Genomic DNA, 17,327 nt, shown 5'->3' with positions numbered 1-17,327 from the left:
TATGAGCTCAGATGAAAACGCTTTTAAATTTTCTAAGAATTGAACTTTAGGAGAAAAGAATAATGGATAATGAAATTACTTTACTTGCACCTGCAAACGGTGAAGTCCTTGCACTTAGCAAAACTAGTGATCCAATCTTTAGTCAGGGAGTTATGGGCCAAGGCTTTGGTTTAACCCCGGTAGATGGCAACGTTGTTGCACCAGTAAGCGGAAAAGTTTCAATGGTTGCTGAAACTAAGCACGCAATTGGTATTAATACTGAAGATGGACTTGAGGTTTTAGTTCATATGGGTGTTGATACTGTTGGTCTTAATGGAGAGCCATTTGAAGTAAAAGTTGAAACCGGTCAGGAAATTAAAGCTGGTGATCCAATTGCAACAATGGATCTCGACAAAATCAAGGAGAAAAACCTTGATACTACTATTATGACTTTAGTTACTAATTCAGCCCAAAAACTTGATGGCTTAGATTTAACTGAGGGAACTGCTAAAGCTGGCGAGATTGTTGCTCACGCACATCTTAAGACTGCTGAAGAAGCATCAGATAAGAAGCTTTCATACGATGAACTCGCGACTTTCATTATTAAGAACGTCGGTGGTGCAGATAATGTCAATAATTTAATTCACTGTATCACTCGCCTTCGCTTCTACTTGAAAGATGAATCAAAGGCCGATGATGATGTTCTGAAAAATCAGCGTGGTATTCTTGATGTAATGCATGCTGGTGGTCAATATCAAGTGGTTATTGGTAACGAAGTTACTAATGTCTTTGACGCTGTTATGAAGCAACTACCTGGTTTAGGTGACAATCCAGCTCCAACTACTAATGAAAATGATGACAGAAATCCAGTTTCAAGAGCATTTGGTAATTTGATTGGTTTCATTACTGGATCTATGAGTCCAGTAATCGGTGTAATTGCTGCATCAGGTATTATCAAAGGTTTTCTAGCCTTGTTAACTTTGCCGCAATTAGGTGCATTACTCAATGTTAAGAGTCCTGTCTACATTACAGTAAGTGCTATGGCTGACTCAGCCTTCTTCTTCCTTCCAATCCTCGTAGGATTTAGTGCCGCAAAACGTTTAAACAGTGATCCAATTATTGCCGCAGTAATCGGTGGTTTCCTTACCTACCCTCAAATGATTGATTGGGGTAGAAATATGACAACTATGTTTAGTTTAGGTAGTTGGAACTTCCAATTCTTAAACTATAGTTACTCAATCTTCCCAATGATCTTAGCAGCTTGGCTTGCAGCTAAATGTGAGGAATGGCTTAAGAAAGTTCTTCCAAGCTATCTACAAATGATTTTCGTCCCTTTGATTACAATTTTGGTTGTTTCAGCAATTACATTAGTAATTACCGGTCCAGTGATCCAAGGTGCTGCAAATGGTATCGCAGTCTTCATTAACTGGCTTGTTAAGTCATCAGGCTGGATCGGAGGTTTGATCATTGGTGCTTTCTACCAATTACTTGTTATCTTCGGTCTTCACTGGGGTGTTGTTCCGTTGGTTGCTCAACAAATTGCCGGAACTGGTGAAAGTGCATTGAACGCCATCATTAGTACTACTATGGTTGCTCAAGGTGCTGCAGTATTGGCAGTTGCAATCAAGTCAAAGAAGTCTGACATGAAAGAATTAGGTATTGCCGCTGCTATCTCAGCATTCTGCGGTGTTACTGAACCAGCAATTTATGGTATTAACTTAAGATACAAGACTGTCTTTATCTCAGGATGTATCGGTTCTGCATTCGGTGGTTTAATTACTGGTTTAATGCACGGAACTATGTTTGGCTTTACTGGTGGTTTGATTGGTTTCTCAAGTTTCTTCGATCCAAAGAATCCAACCAACTTAAGTAGTTTCTATGCATTCTTAATTTCAAGTGCAGTGACAATCGTTGTTGCTTTCATTGTAACTTGGGTATGGGGATACAATGATGACATGACTATGGGCAAAAAAGTAGAGAAAAAGAAGCGCCCAGGTTCTGCAAAATAGTTGAATAGAACAAAAATGCGAAGAGTTGCAACTCTCCGCATTTTTGTTTGGCTTGAAATGTATTACTGATTGAGTGTGATACCTTTATCAAAAAATAATATTAAAAAGATTCTTGCCTTTTCAAGGACAAGAATCTTAGTGAATGGGTAATTAATTTTTTATTTTAGTAGTCGATTGGCTTGTAGCCGTGGTTAATGGCGTCAGCTTTTAAATCTTTAACTTCGTCATCGTCATGATCGTGAGTTTCTTCGAGCTTTTCGTCTTCGCCTTCAATCAATTCGTCATCATCAACCGGTGATACGCCACGATCTGCAGAGCTAACACCTTCATAATCTTTATCATACATTCTCTTAACAACAGCACATGCTGCTAAAAATGCCGCACTAAATCCAATGCCAATACCTAAAAGAGCTTTTTTCTTCATAAATATGCACCTCACTTTTAAATCGCTTTCATAGTTATATTATACGTTATTTTACCGCATTTTTATACATATTAATATCTTATTTGCCCGTTTGCCATAGCTTTCAAAATAATGATCGCTAAACCTACCAATAATAATATCAAGCTAATCGCTGCCCATTTTTTACTGCGTGATCTGTATTGCCGCCAATGAAAAGGCGTGTACTTGGTATTAATAATCATAATGAAAAAGCTTATAAACATGATAATGACACCAATTAAAATGATAATATCCATTTTTCTCTCCTAATATGGATAATTATCCAAACGGTCTTTTTCAGTGATTTCACGAACCACTCTTGCAGGCACACCCATAGCTAGAGAATTATCAGGAATATCTCTAGTAACAACTGCTCCGGCAGCAATGACACAGCCATTACCGATTTTTACACCAGCACACACAGTTACGTTACTTGCAAACCAACAGTTATCACCTACTGTAATTGGTGCACCGTATTCGTAATCAGCTAGTTTCCCATCTTCTTGAATACGAGCGTTTCGTTGCTCAGGAAGTAGCGGATGAATTGGTGTAGCAAATGTACAATTGGGCCCTACCATCACATTTTTACCGAAAGTGACAGGACAAGTATCAAGAATGGTCAAGTTGAAATTAGAATAAAAGTTTTCACCCAAATGAGTGAAACGACCATAATCAGCTTGAAGTGGTCCTTGAATGTAGACGCCTTTCTCATGATCTGAGAAAAGCCTATCAATGATAGCGTTTCTTTCATCGCGATCGGTATCTGACAGCATGTTATAGTCACGGCATAACCGGTGAGCTAAACTTGAAAAACCAGATAATTCTTCTGTATCTGGACGGTACGGTTCACCTGCGAGCATCTTTTTTGTGTTATCTTCCATAATGTTCTCCATTATTTTTATTTTATTGAATAAGTAAATTATAGTGTGTGTATTTTTGTTTAACTATGGAAAATTTAAAACTTTATTTTTATTTATTAATTAATAATTTTTTACCTAAGATGTTAGTAAAGTCTTTTAATATCAGGCTTTATGTTATTTCATGAGTAAGTCGTTTTGCTTGTGAATATATCATTTTAATAATAAAATCAGTCATGTAGAAGCGCTTACAGCGTTTCTGAGGTACTATTGCTTTTGTCGTAATTCGAGAGGTAACTATTATGACTGAAACCAAAATTATTAGTTCTGTAAATGTTAATTCTGATCCCCGTGCTGAAAAGGATGTATTGTGGTTTGATGAGCTTCATCGTGAAGATGTTGCATTAGTTGGAGGAAAATCATCCTCACTTGGAGAAATGACTTCTTCGACTAATATTCCTGTCCCTTATGGCTTTGCGACTACAGCTCACGCCTATCGCTATTTTTTGAACTCAACGGGTTTGGATAAAAAAGTTAGCGAATTACTTAACAGTATTAAAGACTATGAAAACACGGAAGAATTGCATGAAGTCTGTTCGAAAATTCGAAAGATTATGGTGGAAACACCTATGCCAGAAGATTTAGCTGAAAATATCAAGAGTTCATATCTTCAATTAGCAAAGAAAATGGATCAAAAAGATCCATTCGTTGCTGTTCGCTCTAGTGCAACCGCTGAAGATTTGCCAAATGCTAGTTTTGCTGGACAACAAGATACTTATTTGAATGTCCGTGGTGCAGATGAAGTTGTACAAAAAGTTAAGGAATGTTATGCTTCCCTCTTTACTGATCGTGCTACTTACTATCGTCATAAGGCACAATTCCCATATCAAAAAGTAGCTTTATCTGCTGCAGTGCAAATGCAAGTTTTCTCCAAGTCGTCAGGTATTATGTTTACTGTTAACGTTTCAAACGGAGACGATTCAGTTATCGTTATCGACTCTATTTGGGGATTGGGTGAATACATCGTTTCAGGTAAGGTAACTCCAGATCACTTTGTAGTAAACAAATCTGACTTAACTATTAAGTCTAAAGCAATTACTACTAAGAAAATTGAACTAATTAGAGAACCTAATGGCGGAGTTCACGAAGTTAATGTTCCAGAAGATAAGCAACAAGAAGCTTCATTAACTGATCAACAAGTTGTTGAACTTGCTAGTTATGCTAAAACGATTGAAAAGCATTATGGCTGCTATATGGATATGGAGTGGGCAGTTGATTCAAGAACTAATAAAGTTTGGGTCGTTCAAGCTCGCCCTGAAACTGTTTGGTCACAAAGAAACAGGAGCAAGCAAGATAATTCTTCAAGTCAATCAAGTACGGATATTTCTAATGCAGAAGTAATCTTAAGAGGACTGACTGCTGCTCCAGGTCTTGCAAGTGGTCGTGTTCATGTAATTGATAATCCAGAAGATATCGATCAATTCAAGAAAGGTGAAATCTTAGTTACTTTAATGACTTCACCTGACTGGGTTCCAGCTATGCAAAAAGCTAAGGCAATTATCACAAATAACGGTGGGATGACTTGTCATGCAGCCATTGTTTCTCGAGAAATGCAAATACCATGTATCGTTGGTACTACAAGTAATGGTGTGAAAGCTACCGAAGTCCTTAAAGATGGTGAAATGATTACTGTTGATGCTAAGAACGGTGTAGTTTACAAAGGTGATATTATTGACGCCTTAAAACCAAAAGCACCAACTGCTCAAGTAAGTAATCAACCTGTTCAAGCAGAATACTTCCCTCCTACAGCAACTAAAGTCATGATGAATCTTGGTAATCCTGATTTGGCAGAAAAGTATTCAGCTCTACCTGCTGATGGGATTGGCTTAATGAGAGAAGAATTCTTGTGGACTTCATATATTCATGAGCACCCACTTTACTTAATTGACTCTGGTCATCCAGAAAAAGTTGTCAACGAACTTGCTAGTGGTATTGGTAAAGTTGCAAGAGCAATGTCACCTCGTCCAATTGTGCTGAGATTTTCTGATTTTAAGTCAAGTGAATATCGTAATTTAAAGGGTGGAGAAAAATACGAACCTCATGAATCTGCTGACTTATTAGGTTGGCGTGGTGCATCTAGATACTATGATCCTAAGTATATTAATGCTTTCAAGCTTGAAGTTAAGGCAGTTAAGAAGGTTCGTGAAGAATATGGCTTAACAAACTTAAATGTAATGATTCCATTCTGCAGAACTGTTGACGAAGCCAGAAAAGTAACTCAAATTATGGCTGAAGAAGGATTAGTAAGAAGTGCCAACTTTAAGATTTACATGATGGCCGAAATTCCTTCAAACATTATTTTGGCTGATCAATTCAACGAGTTCGTTGATGGCTATTCAATTGGCTCAAATGATTTGACAATGCTTATTTTGGGGTGTGACCGCAATAATGATACAGTTGCTAGATTATTTGATGAAAGAAACTTGGCAGTAAAACGTGCAATTCGTCATTTGATCAAGGTTGCTCACAAGGATGGTAAGACTGTTTCAATCTGTGGTCAAGCGCCTTCTGAATACCCAGAATTCACTGAATTCTTGGTAAGAAGTGGCATTGACTATGTTTCAGTTAACCCTGATATGGTAAAGCAAACCAAGTTAAATGTTGCTCATTATGAACAAAGAATCTTGTTAGACCATGCAACTGGTTTAGGTCGGCAAGATCCTACCAATTATGAATGGTAAAATAACTAATTAAAAGAAATTCGTGTTACAAAAATAAGAAGCTAGTAATCAAAATCATTAGCTTCTTATTTGTTTATTTATGATAATTTTCTTTTACTGTTAATCCTTCGCTTAAGATCAGAGTTTTAATTAAATTTAAAATCACGATAAAAATAAGCGTTAATGCGATAGTTAGAATCGTTCCCCAAAGAATTGGAACAGCATTATTAGTTTGCAAACCTTCAAACATCAAATCACCAAGCCCACCTGCACTAATGGTTGATGCAATTGTTGCAATCGCCATTGTTGAAGCAAGTGCGACTTGTAACCCAGAAAAGATTGACGGCATTGCTAATGGTAATTGAACTTTAAAGAAAACTTCGCGGTCCGTCATACCTAACCCTTTTGCCACTTCGATGTAATCAGGATCGACACCGCGGATTCCTGTAATAAATGTTCTCAGCAGCACGTATTCATTATAACAAGCCAAAACTATAATTGCTGTGGTAGTACCTAGACCTGTGACTGGGATAAGTAATGCAAAGAAAGCGTAGCTGGGAACTGAATATAATAATGAAAAAACATAAATTAATGAATTAAGCCAGTTCTCTTTTCTTAAACAAAAATAAATGATGACTACCGCAATTACAAATGCGATTAAAAGGGCTGCCAAAACCATCTGTCCATGTTGGCTTGCCAACAGAATCATATGTTGTGAATTTTCTTGCCAATATTTAATCATTGAAATGCTCCCATAAATTCTTGTTCTGCTGAACTGTTCCGAGTAAATCGCTGACGTATTGAGTTGCAGGATGATCGATTAGATTTTCAGGTGTATCGAATTGTTCAATCATACCGTTATTCATTACCATAACGCGATCGCCTAAGAAAAGTGCTTCGTTGATGTCGTGAGTAACGAAGAAAAAAGTTTTGTCATTTAAATTTTTATGTAAAGTTTTTAATTCTTGCTGCAGATTTTGGCGAGTGATTGCATCAAGAGCAGAAAATGGTTCATCAAACAACATAATTGGTGGATTGGTTGATAATGCTCGTGCTACCCCTACTCTTTGTTGCTGTCCGCCGGATAATTGAGATGGATAAGCATCCTTAAAGCGGGCATCTTCAAGTCCGACTACTTCAAGAAGCTTTGAAACAGTCTGATCAATCTTGTCTTGACTCCACCCCAACAACTTCGGTGTGACGGCAATATTCTGTGCAATTGTCATGTGTGGGAATAAACCAATTGATTGGACAACATAGCCGATATGGCGCCGCAAGTTTACCAAATTAGCATTTTTCAGATTTTCACCATTGACGATAATTTCACCAGAAGTTGGTTTTTCAAGACCATTGATCATCTTTAATGTGGTAGTTTTACCAGATCCTGAGGAACCAAGAACGGTAATAAACTCACCTTTTTTAATCTCAAAATTTAGGTCAGAGATAATTTCTTTCTTATCGTATTTTTTGGCAACATGCTTGAATTTAATAATTGAATTGCTCATTTTCTCTAACCTTTCTAATGGCTAAATCTAATAAAATCATTGAGATTAATGATAAAAGAGCGACGCTGACTGCGCCGATAACGACATATTGTATTTTATATAAACCAAGACCAGTGAAGATCAGAGTTCCGAGGCCACCCGCACCAATATAGGTTGCCAAAGTGGCGCTAGCGATTACTTCAACTAACGCTAACTTGATTCCGTTAAGAATATAAGGTAATGCTAGCGGAAAAGTGATTTGTTTAAGTAATTGCGTCTGATTCATACCCAGGGACAATCCCACTTCTTTTAACGTTGGTGAAACCTCATTAAATCCAAGGATTGTATTGACGAAAAGTGGTGGCAAAGCTAAGACTACTAATGCAATTAATGCTGGTGTATAGCCTGTTCCAATAAAAGGAATCAGAATGAATAATAGTGCTAGACTAGGAATGATTCTAAGTAGTTGACTAAAAGTTTGACAAAATTGAGCAACAAAGCGATTTCTTGAACCTAAATAACCTAAGGGTAAAGCAATGATCATCGCAATAATTAAAGATGTGAAGCTCAGGAAAAGGTGCTGTCCAACATAGCCCCAATACTCACCTGATGATGTTTGAAAATAATTAATTATTTGATTAATCATGTTTTACCGTCCTTTAAGCTAGTTAAATTCTAATAGTTCTCTTCAACCCACTTGCTTGCGACATATTGGTAACTATGACCATCAACATCGACTTGCTTGTTCAAGTTTTGTAATTCCTTTGTGGTTAGCTTCTTGTTAACCTTATTAAGAATCTTTGCAATTCGTGGATCTGAATCAAGAGTTGATTTTCTAATAAGTGGTACAAGGTTATATGGTGGCCAGAAATGCTTGTTATCAGTTAAAGCAAAGTATTTACCTGTCGCAAGCTGACCTTCTGTAGTTGATGCGGGAGTGATGTCGCCTTCACCTTTTTCAAGGATTTGGTACTTCAAACTTGGGTCGTAGACCTTGTGATTTTTGAAATTGAACTTACCGTAAACTTTTTCAAGGCCTAGAATACCATCTTCACGTTTGTCAAATTCACCTTGTGATGCAAATCTAATCTTATTTGCTTTCTTTTGCAAATCACTAATATTCTTAATGCCGTATCTCTTAGCTATGCTTGTTCTGATGGCGATACCTTGAGCATCATTACCTGGAGCGTATGATAAAGTTGTTAAACCTTCTTTTTGAACACCGTTTCTAGCAATAGTCGCGATTTGCTTTTCGTTTTTGCCTACGATATTTTTGTTTAAATAAGAAAGTGCAATTGTTCCTGTATATTCTGGATATAAAGTAACTTGCTTAGACCTGATTGCTTGGTAGACTACTGAGCTTGAAATATTAGGCTTGGTTCGGACATTGAAACCTTCTTTTTTTAATGCGTCAGCCCAAATTTGCATCACTATTTTGCTTTCGGTGAAATTTTTTGAACCGATTATAACTGTAGAAGCATTACTACTATGTTTATATTTTTGATTGCTGTTATTGTTAATTATGAAATTACATATTATTATTGTTGACACAAGTATAATAAGCTCTATTAAAGCTATCTTTTTCCTTTTACTCATCTGCCACTCTTTTCCATACCTTATAATTATATAAATTCAAATTACAAGTTAATAATATGATATCCACTTGACCAAGTCAACACTTTTTCATAAAATAAATGTAAATTGTATAATTACAAGAATGAGGAGATGAACAGAATGAAAATATCTACTCGCTTCAGTGACTCAATCCATATCTTAGCTTTCATTGATATTTATGGAAAAATGAAAAATTTACCACTTACAAGTAATCTAATTGCATCAAGTATTGAAACCTCTCCTGTTATGGTGCGCCAATTAATGGTTACTTTAAGAAAAGCAGGATTGATTGAAACTAAGCATGGAACTCCAGATCCGAAACTTGCTAAAAAACCTGAAGATATCACGCTATTAGATGTTTATTTAGCAGTTGAAAAAGAAAAGCCTTTATTTGAGATTGATCATAAAACCAATCCTGAATGCATAGTTGGTGGAAATATCCAGTCGACTCTATCAACATTTTATTCTCAAGCTGAAATTGCTGCTAAAGCTAAACTTAATCAAACCACTTTAGCTGATGTGATCAATACAATTTTGGTTAAACAGAAGGAAAAAGAAAAATTACAAGAACAAAATAACGACTAGTCAATGACTAGTCGTTTTTGTTACTTTTCTCTATAAATTGCTTTAACAGTTTCAATATCAATTGGTTGAATTGGATAGCTACGGTCCGGACTAATTGCTGAATTCATTACTGATGGTTGACTATCAATATGATTTAAACCAATTGCAAGACCCAATTCATGTTCAGCTACATTTACCTGGGATTGGTAACTAAGATATGCATCATAGAAATTATTCAAAAGAATTTCCGCACTTCTCTTTCCGGTTGAACTTTGTCTAGTTGTAGTTTCACCTGCCCATGAAGTATTACCGTAATTGCCATTTTTAATAGTTAAATATGCATTAGCTGGAGATTTAATAACAATTAATTTCACAACGCCAGTGGCATTCCAAGCGTTGATTGCGTCTTGAACCACTTGGCGGTCCTTATCATCATCAAGTGCTAAATAGACTGTACCATAAGGAATATTAGCTTCCTTTTTAGTGATCTTTTTAGCCTTTTTATGACCATCAACTTTAATAGCTTTCTTTGCCTTAGTTTTAACACTAACTTTGCTCTCTTAGTTGATAACTTTTTGACAGTCTTTTTAGTGGTCTTCTTGGCTTTTTTAGTTGATTTTTTGTTCTTCTTTGTAGCAGCTTGGACACTAGTTTCAATTTGTGAATTTTCAAAAATCCCTGTGCTGCCTAACGCTCCTAAAAGCATTGTAGAGACAACTAATTTCTTTAGAATGTTCTTTAATTTCATGCGATAATCATTCCTTCTCTATTTAAAGTCAATATTATTATTTTGATAAGACAAGGTCAATTAATTCACATAACTGTAATTGCATTTCTAAAAAGTTGTAAATCTTTTATAATTATCTTTAGAAATGAGGTAAAAAATGGATCAATTATTCGCAAAAGCGCCGATCAAAAAGGTCTATTTTAAGCTAGCATTACCGGTTGTTTTAGGAATGATCACTACTATGATTTATAACCTAGCCGATACGATGTTTGTTGCTAAAACAGGTGATACTAGATTAGTGGCGGCTGTCACAATTGGTGCACCGTTGTTAAATTTTTTAATGGCGGTGTCCGATATTTTCGGACTTGGTGGAAGTAGTGTTATCTCGCGTTTATTTGGTGAAAAAAGATATAATTTAAGTAAGCGAGCTAGCAGTTTTTCTATCTACTGGGGAATTATTTCGGGACTCTTTTTAACAGCAATTTTATTGATTTTTGAAAGACCTATTCTTTATGCATTAGGTGCACGTTCTACAACCTATGCCGATTCTGCTGATTTTTACCGAGTTATTTCTATCGGTGCAGTTTTCATTGTTTTATCTTTAATACCACAAAACTTAATTAGAACCGAAGGTTTAGCTATTCAAGCAATGATCGCATCCATGTTAGGAACAATTCTAGCGATTATTCTAGATCCGATCTTCTTATTTATTCTAAAAATGGGGGCTACAGGCGTCGGCATTGCCAACATTTTAGGTTATGCTTTTACTGATTTGTTGCTAGTCTACTTCACTGTGAAGAAAGCTACTTATATTAATCTAAATCCTAAATTGATGAAAATTGATAAAAAATTAGTCAAAGATATTATCTCAATCGGGATTCCAAGTTCAGTGACAAATTTTGCACAAAGCTTCGGAATGGCCTTACTGAATTCTTCTCTAGCAATTTATGGTGCAAATAAAATTGCTGCAATGGGAATTACTCAGAAGATTTATAACATTGTCATCTTAGTAATTGTTGGCTTTACTTTCGGGTCGCAACCGCTGATTGGCTATAATTACGGTGCTAAAAATTGGAAGCGACTACGTGATATTTTACGTTTTGATATGTTAGTTCAAGTTATTTATGCTGTTATTGCAGGTGGATTGCTAATTGTATTTTCAAAGCCGATCACAGCTCTTTTCATGAATCAAAATAACATAGTATCATCAGCTAGTTATATGCTAATTGCGTGTTTGGTCACTACACCACTTGTTGGCATAATTTTGGTTTACACAACAGTTTTTCAGTCTGTTGGCAATGCTTGGGCTGCTTTTATTATGGCAATTTCACGTCAAGGTGTAATTTACTTCATCGCAATAGAAATTATGAAATATATGTTAGGATATCACGGAATTGTGTGGGCACAAGCTGTAACAGATGTAGTTACATGTTTAATAGGCTATCTTATTTTTAGGTATAGCCTAGATTTGAAAGATAAAATAAAAGATGATAACTAAACAAAAGGCGCTTCTATACCTATCACAATTTAGGTAGAAGCGCTTTTATTTTTGATTAATTCTCTTAACTAAATCTTGCTTAATATCATTAAATTGCTTGTTGTTAGTCGATTTCAATTGAGGAAAACTGTTAAGCAAACGTTTGTGATTCCAACTCAATTTATGCTTTGGCTTGACTTCATCCAAATGCTTAAAGATAAGTTCATGAGATGAAAGCTCGTGTCCTCTTTTCTTAAAGAATGCATTGATGCGATCATTCCATTCCTTTGTTGTAACATTGAATCTTTCAACACTAATGATAGTAAAGACAAAGTCTGTTGCCATGATCACTGCGACGATAACTGCAAAGGCACCGTGAGTTCTTGCCTCTTCCCAATTAAGAAAGTCCTGAATATGGGGTTGAATAAATTTATCTAATAATACAACCCCGAATCCCCAGAATAGTGAGATCATTGGAGCAACCCGACCTTGTAAGTTACCCCATAGGTCTGAATAATCCCATAACTTCATGTGGAAGACCTTTTCAAGAAAAAGACTAGCTAAATATTCAAAGATTGTCGCTACGATTAATCCGGAAATAAATAAAAGAATCAGATGGTTTTTAAATTTATCAGTAAAAATCAATATTGTAGTAACAGCAAAGCCGTAAACTGGACAATACGGACCAAATAAGAAGCCACGATAATCATAGTGATGGTCTTTAAGTGAACAGTAAATCGTTTCCCAAATCCAGCCAATAACTGAATAAGTGAAAAAAAGCATCACTATTTCTGAAAGTGAATAAGGCATTATAGACCTCCCTCTGCATATGTTTTTTAAATAATGTTGTTAACTTAATTTTAACTTAATTTTAAACTAGATTTTTATAAAAATAAATCATTGGTGCACACGTACACCAATGATTCTCTAAATGTATTTATTTAAAAAATGCTCAATTTTTGTTGCATACTTATGTGGGTTCGTCTTGTATGACTTAGCATGAGAAGCTCCCTTAACAATCCATAGTTCTTTAGGTCCATTAGTTGCACGATAATTTTTATAGACCATTTCAGTTGGAACAAAAGTATCTTTTGAACCATGGATGAACAGCATTGGACGATGGTTTTTCTTCAACTGATTAATACTGCTAGCATCATTTAAGAAATAGCCTGCTCTAATCCGGGTAATTCCACTGAGAATCTCAACCATTGGAAATCTAGGAAAACTTGGCATGTTATATAGCTGCTTTGCCTCATATTCTATTTCATCTTTGGCATTAGTATATCCACAATCTTCAATGAAACATCTAACTTGTTTGGGTAACTTTAGACCGCTGGTCATCATGGTTGTGGCACCGCCCATACTGACACCCATGATAACGATCTTAGAGTTTTTTCCATTCATAGCAATTATCTTCTTTGCCCATTTACGCACATCAACTTTCTCACGCCAACCGTAACCAACGTAATTCCCTTGGCTTTGGCCGTGTCCACGTGCATCTGGTAAAAGTGCATTGTAGCCTAATTTATGAAAAATTGCTGCGTAAGGCCCCATAGTATCCTTGTTGTTCATGTAACCATGAAGTAAGATAACGGTTTTATTACTTTTATGAGCAGCAGGAATATAATTAGCATCAAGTTTCAAGTTATCATCTGCTGCCTTGATATATAATTTCTTCTTTTTAGCTTTTTGATACCAGATCGTTTGTGAATATAGTGGATCAGATTTTTTTACTTCGGTTTTTCTAGAAAGGAAGCTCTTCTCCCCTGGTACAATTGCCACGTTGTAAAAATAAAAACCTGCGCCAATAAAGCCAATAACAATAATCAAGGTTGTAATAATCAGCGCAATCCATGTTTTTTTGTGTTTTTTTCTCAAATCATACATCTCTTTTCTAATATGTACTATGTTAAATAAGAAACATATAGAAATAAAGACTTGTATTTAGAGTGAAAATATGGCTTGGCTGTGTATATGATTGATTTGTATACAAAAAAGATCCACTAAAACAATTAGCAGATCTCGATATTTATTTTATTTATTTTTTTTAGTTAAGTTGATTCTTTTTCCTAGATATTAAAGGCTCAATCACCATATATCCAAGTAAAACTACAAATTGAACAGCAAGTGATATCATTAAAGCTTCAAAGTTGAACATTGCAGCAAATGCTAACCATAACAGATAGATACAAACAATCGGTCCAACAATTCTACTAATTTTATCTTCTAAAATTAAGTGCTTCATCATGTTTTCTGTCATAGCTAAAACCTCTTTTCTGCTTATATTGTATTCGCTTTCTTTGCTTAAATAAAGCGTTTAGAAAAGAAAAATTTAAATTAAAAGTTGCGACGAATTGGGACCTGATATGAGTTCATAAAGTTCAAAATTTCGTCAAGATTATCACTGAAACAGATTGCATCTACATATCTTTTTTCTAAGAATCCTTCGTGATGCATATGCAAAATCTGATCATGTAACCCATCATAAAAGTTATTGTAATTATAAAATGCAACCGGCTTAGCGTTATTGCCTAAAGTTATCCATGAAATTGCTTGACTGATTTCCTCCAAGGTCCCAATCCCACCTGGTATTGCCATCATACCGTCAGCGTCGTTCATCATTTCAAGTTTTCGTTCATCCATTGTATCAACAATATCGAGATTTTTGAGACGAGTGTTGGTGGTGCCTCTATTATTAAGTTGGCTAGTTATAACTCCGTGAACTTTTCCACCATTGTCTAAAATAGTATCGGATAAAATTTTCATCAATCCAACACCGGAACCACCATATACTAATTCGAGATTGTTATTTACCATCCATTCGCCAACTTGAGCGGCATCTTTTTTATATTGAGGTTTGGCATCTGAAGATGCACCAAGATATACAGCAAGTTTCTTGATCATAATTTTCTCCTTATCATTCAAACTATTTAATTTTAACACGAAAAAAATATAAATAACCCTTAGTAAATTTTGAAATATTTTTCACGTCCTTTTCAAAAAGAATGCGGCAATATTTACAAATCCATTAATAACCGTTTATACAATAATTTTTCTCTATATTTTTCCCTCTTTCTGAGTAGTTTGGCTAAGTGTAAAATTAAAGTTAAAGTAAAAAAGAAAGTGTGACTAAGATGAAAGAAAATGGTCTACTATTAGTAAACCTTGGCTCACCAGCCACCCCGACTACCCCTGATGTAAAAGAATACTTGAAAGAATTTTTAAGTGATCAAAACGTTGTAGAAATGCCAAAGGTAATTTGGCAACCGATTTTGAAAGGTATTATTTTGCCAATGAGATCCTGGCGCTCTGCAACATTTTATCGTGATTGTTGGCAAGAAGAAGGTTCGCCGTTAATCATTAATACTAAAAAACTAACGGTGAAAGTACAAGACAATCTCCCTGACTGGGATGTTGAAATGGCAATGACGTATGGTCATCCTTCAATTCCGGAAGTACTTGAAAAAATGAAGAAAAACTGCCAGCATATCACAGTTCTGCCACTTTTCCCTTTTTTTACAAAAAGTACTACTCAAACAATTATTGAAAAAGTTAAGTATGCTGCACCTGACGCGACTATAATTGATCGTTTTTCTGAAGAAAAAACTTATTTAGATATTCTTAGTAAAACGATTCAAAAAGCTTGGGACCAAGGATCTTATGATAAATTAATTATCTCCTATCATGGAATCCCTAGCGCAATGGTTAGACATGGTGATCCCTATCAAGACCAAACTGACGCGGCTACTAGAGAAATAATTAAACGAGTAAATATCCCTGAAGAAAAAGTGCAAATGGCTTATCAATCTAAATTTGGCCCAATGCCTTGGCTTAAACCTTATTTGAAAAATACGCTTTTAAAAGAAGCACAATTAGGTCATAGAAATATTCTCCTTGTTACGCCGGCATTTGTAGCTGACTGCCTTGAAACACTTGAAGAAGATGGGATTCAAAATTACCAGTCATTTAGAGAAAACGGTGGTGACAATCTAACTCTTGTTCCCTGCTTAAATGACAATAGCGAATTTGCACAATTTTTAAGTAATTTAGCAATTAGTAGAAATCAGGAACATTAAAATGGAAAAGAAAAGTTTGGATGAAATAAACGGGAGTGTTGCTGTTCCAGATGTTTACAAAAATGCATTTTGGAAGAAGTTTTTAGCTTATTCTGGTCCAGGGGCTCTTGTGGCTGTTGGGTATATGGATCCGGGTAACTGGTTAACTTCTCTTGCTGGGGGAAGTCAATATCGGTATCAATTGCTGATTGTTTTACTCGTTTCAATTTTGATTGCAATGTTCATGCAGTCTCTCTCAATTAAGTTAGGTGTGACAACTAGAGTTGATTTAGCTCAAGCGATTGCTAGGAGTGTTAATAAGCCGACACGTATTTGTCTTTGGTTACTTAATGAAATTGCGATGATGGCTACTGACCTTACAGGAGTTGTGGGGACAGCGGTAGCATTGAATATGATATTTAAATTGCCATTAATTATTGGGGTTCTGTTGACAATCACTGATGTTTTAGTGGTTTTGTTCTTCTTACATTTTGGAATTAGAAGAATTGAGATCATTGTTTTGATAGCGATTTTAACTGTTGGTGTAATTTTCACAGTTGAAGTTTGCCGTGCGAATCCTAATTTTACACAGATTATGAATGGTTTTATTCCTCACACCGCGATTTTGACAAATCATTCAGAATTACTAATCAGTCTAGGAATTATTGGTGCGACAATTATGCCTCATAATATTTATCTTCATTCTTCTTTGGCCCAAAGCCGCCGATATGATGAAAAAGATCCGATTCAAGTCAGAGAAACCTTGCGTTTTGCTAATTGGGATTCTTTCATTCATTTAGTTGCTGCTTTCTTAGTTAATGCTTTGTTATTAGTTTTGGGTGGCACACTTTTCTTCAATAAAGGAAATCTAGGTAATCTTGAAGATGTGTTTTTTGGCTTGAAAAATCCCAATATCGTAGGTTCTTTGGCGAGTTCGTTAATGAGTTTGCTGTTTGACTTTGCCCTTTTAATTACAGGTTTGATTTCATCAATTACTAGTACCCTAGCGGGACAAATTGTGATGGAAGGATTCATTAATATTCGCCTTCCATTGTGGCAACGTCGATTATTAACAAGAGCTGTCACTTTAGTTCCAATTATCATTATTGGTTTTCTTGTTCATTTCGATGAGAATCAGTTTGAACAAATGATTATTTATGCTCAAGTTATCTTGAGTATCGCTTTACCATTCACGCTCTATCCTCTAGTTGCAATTACTGGTAGCAAAAAATTTTTGGGAGAACATGCTAATCCTCTTTGGAAAACGATTCTGGGATATCTCTTTACAAGTGTAATTACTATTCTTAATCTATTAGTTTTATTTTAGAAAGTAATTTACTTCACTGTAAGCGTCTAAAAATAAGGTACCTATCTTAGCTCCGTTTTCTGTCATATACTG

At 35.5% G+C, this 17,327-nt stretch carries 19 protein-coding genes; 6 read left to right on the top strand and 13 right to left on the bottom strand.

Annotated features, from left to right (window positions below; genetic code table 11):
* Positions 1–62: 62 nt before the first annotated feature.
* Entirely contained in the window at positions 63–1,988 is a 1,926-nt protein-coding gene (locus tag FC46_RS06230; protein WP_057798897.1) for a PTS sugar transporter subunit IIABC, read from the top strand.
* 163 nt (positions 1,989–2,151) lie between these two features.
* Here FC46_RS06230 and FC46_RS06225 read toward each other — a convergent pair whose 3' ends face one another.
* The 3 genes from FC46_RS06225 to FC46_RS06215 all read right to left on the bottom strand — a co-directional run bounded on the left by FC46_RS06225 (position 2,152) and on the right by FC46_RS06215 (position 3,311).
* Positions 2,152–2,412 (bottom strand): hypothetical protein, encoded by a 261-nt coding sequence (locus FC46_RS06225; RefSeq protein ID WP_057798895.1) that lies wholly within the window; start codon positions 2,410–2,412, stop codon positions 2,152–2,154.
* 71 nt (positions 2,413–2,483) lie between these two features.
* The gene (locus tag FC46_RS06220; RefSeq protein ID WP_057798893.1) at positions 2,484–2,687 is read right to left on the bottom strand and encodes a hypothetical protein; all 204 of its coding nucleotides are present in this window, start codon (positions 2,685–2,687) and stop codon (positions 2,484–2,486) included.
* Between the two features lie 9 nt (positions 2,688–2,696).
* Positions 2,697–3,311 carry a sugar O-acetyltransferase gene (locus tag FC46_RS06215; protein ID WP_057798891.1) on the bottom strand — a complete coding sequence of 205 codons (615 nt, stop codon included), beginning with the start codon at positions 3,309–3,311 and terminating at the stop codon, positions 2,697–2,699.
* Between the two features lie 278 nt (positions 3,312–3,589).
* On the opposite strand from FC46_RS06215, the gene ppsA reads away from it, so the two are divergent.
* Positions 3,590–6,028, top strand: a complete 2,439-nt coding sequence (gene ppsA, locus FC46_RS06210) for a phosphoenolpyruvate synthase (protein WP_057798889.1) — start codon at positions 3,590–3,592, stop codon at positions 6,026–6,028.
* A 73-nt stretch (positions 6,029–6,101) separates the two neighbouring features.
* Here ppsA and FC46_RS06205 read toward each other — a convergent pair whose 3' ends face one another.
* The 4 genes from FC46_RS06205 to FC46_RS06190 are packed head-to-tail and all read right to left on the bottom strand — an operon-like array spanning position 6,102 to position 9,087.
* Entirely contained in the window at positions 6,102–6,749 is a 648-nt protein-coding gene (locus FC46_RS06205; protein WP_057798887.1) for an ABC transporter permease, read from the bottom strand.
* Positions 6,742–7,512, bottom strand: a complete 771-nt coding sequence (locus tag FC46_RS06200; protein WP_057798885.1) for an ABC transporter ATP-binding protein — start codon at positions 7,510–7,512, stop codon at positions 6,742–6,744. Before FC46_RS06200 ends, FC46_RS06205 begins: the two co-directional genes overlap by 8 nt.
* Complete coding sequence (locus FC46_RS06195) at positions 7,493–8,137, bottom strand: ABC transporter permease (RefSeq protein ID WP_057798883.1); 645 nt, start codon at positions 8,135–8,137, stop codon at positions 7,493–7,495. The genes FC46_RS06200 and FC46_RS06195 overlap by 20 nt, the downstream gene beginning before the upstream one ends.
* Before the next feature lie 29 nt (positions 8,138–8,166).
* Positions 8,167–9,087, bottom strand: coding sequence for a glycine betaine ABC transporter substrate-binding protein (locus FC46_RS06190; RefSeq protein WP_057798881.1), 921 nt, complete (start codon positions 9,085–9,087; stop codon positions 8,167–8,169).
* A 138-nt stretch (positions 9,088–9,225) separates the two neighbouring features.
* On the opposite strand from FC46_RS06190, the gene FC46_RS06185 reads away from it, so the two are divergent.
* Entirely contained in the window at positions 9,226–9,690 is a 465-nt protein-coding gene (locus FC46_RS06185; RefSeq protein ID WP_057798879.1) for an Rrf2 family transcriptional regulator, read from the top strand.
* Between the two features lie 20 nt (positions 9,691–9,710).
* Here the strand turns inward: FC46_RS06185 and FC46_RS06180 are convergent, their stop codons facing one another.
* Both FC46_RS06180 and FC46_RS06175 read right to left on the bottom strand, forming a co-directional pair.
* A complete protein-coding gene (locus FC46_RS06180) occupies positions 9,711–10,085 on the bottom strand; it encodes a matrixin family metalloprotease (RefSeq protein ID WP_057798877.1) in 375 nt (124 codons plus the stop codon).
* Positions 10,086–10,111: 26 nt separating this feature from the next.
* Positions 10,112–10,417 carry a hypothetical protein gene (locus FC46_RS06175; protein ID WP_057798874.1) on the bottom strand — a complete coding sequence of 102 codons (306 nt, stop codon included), beginning with the start codon at positions 10,415–10,417 and terminating at the stop codon, positions 10,112–10,114.
* Between the two features lie 136 nt (positions 10,418–10,553).
* Here FC46_RS06175 and FC46_RS06170 point away from each other — a divergent pair, with 136 nt between their 5' ends.
* A complete protein-coding gene (locus FC46_RS06170) occupies positions 10,554–11,894 on the top strand; it encodes an MATE family efflux transporter (protein ID WP_057798872.1) in 1,341 nt (446 codons plus the stop codon).
* A 45-nt stretch (positions 11,895–11,939) separates the two neighbouring features.
* On the opposite strand, the gene FC46_RS06165 is transcribed toward FC46_RS06170, so the two are convergent.
* From FC46_RS06165 to FC46_RS06150, 4 genes are all read right to left on the bottom strand, one after another.
* Positions 11,940–12,683 carry a putative ABC transporter permease gene (locus FC46_RS06165; RefSeq protein WP_057798870.1) on the bottom strand — a complete coding sequence of 248 codons (744 nt, stop codon included), beginning with the start codon at positions 12,681–12,683 and terminating at the stop codon, positions 11,940–11,942.
* A 117-nt stretch (positions 12,684–12,800) separates the two neighbouring features.
* Positions 12,801–13,760 (bottom strand): alpha/beta hydrolase, encoded by a 960-nt coding sequence (locus tag FC46_RS06160; RefSeq protein ID WP_083478025.1) that lies wholly within the window; start codon positions 13,758–13,760, stop codon positions 12,801–12,803.
* A 160-nt stretch (positions 13,761–13,920) separates the two neighbouring features.
* Entirely contained in the window at positions 13,921–14,133 is a 213-nt protein-coding gene (locus FC46_RS06155) for a hypothetical protein (RefSeq protein WP_057798866.1), read from the bottom strand.
* A gap of 77 nt (positions 14,134–14,210) precedes the next feature.
* Entirely contained in the window at positions 14,211–14,777 is a 567-nt protein-coding gene (locus tag FC46_RS06150) for an LOG family protein (RefSeq protein WP_057798864.1), read from the bottom strand.
* Positions 14,778–15,007: 230 nt separating this feature from the next.
* Between FC46_RS06150 and hemH the strand changes: the two genes are divergently transcribed.
* Together hemH and FC46_RS06140 are read left to right on the top strand one after the other, a co-directional pair.
* Entirely contained in the window at positions 15,008–15,949 is a 942-nt protein-coding gene (gene hemH, locus FC46_RS06145; protein ID WP_057798862.1) for a ferrochelatase, read from the top strand.
* A gap of 1 nt (position 15,950) precedes the next feature.
* Entirely contained in the window at positions 15,951–17,255 is a 1,305-nt protein-coding gene (locus tag FC46_RS06140; RefSeq protein ID WP_057798860.1) for an Nramp family divalent metal transporter, read from the top strand.
* Positions 17,256–17,327: the final 72 nt, after the last annotated feature.

This window comes from Lactobacillus kalixensis DSM 16043 (assembly GCF_001434335.1).
Lineage (GTDB): Bacteria > Bacillota > Bacilli > Lactobacillales > Lactobacillaceae > Lactobacillus > Lactobacillus kalixensis.
The sequence above is the reverse complement of the archived record's forward strand: the minus strand, read 5'-3'. Positions and strand labels throughout refer to the sequence as shown.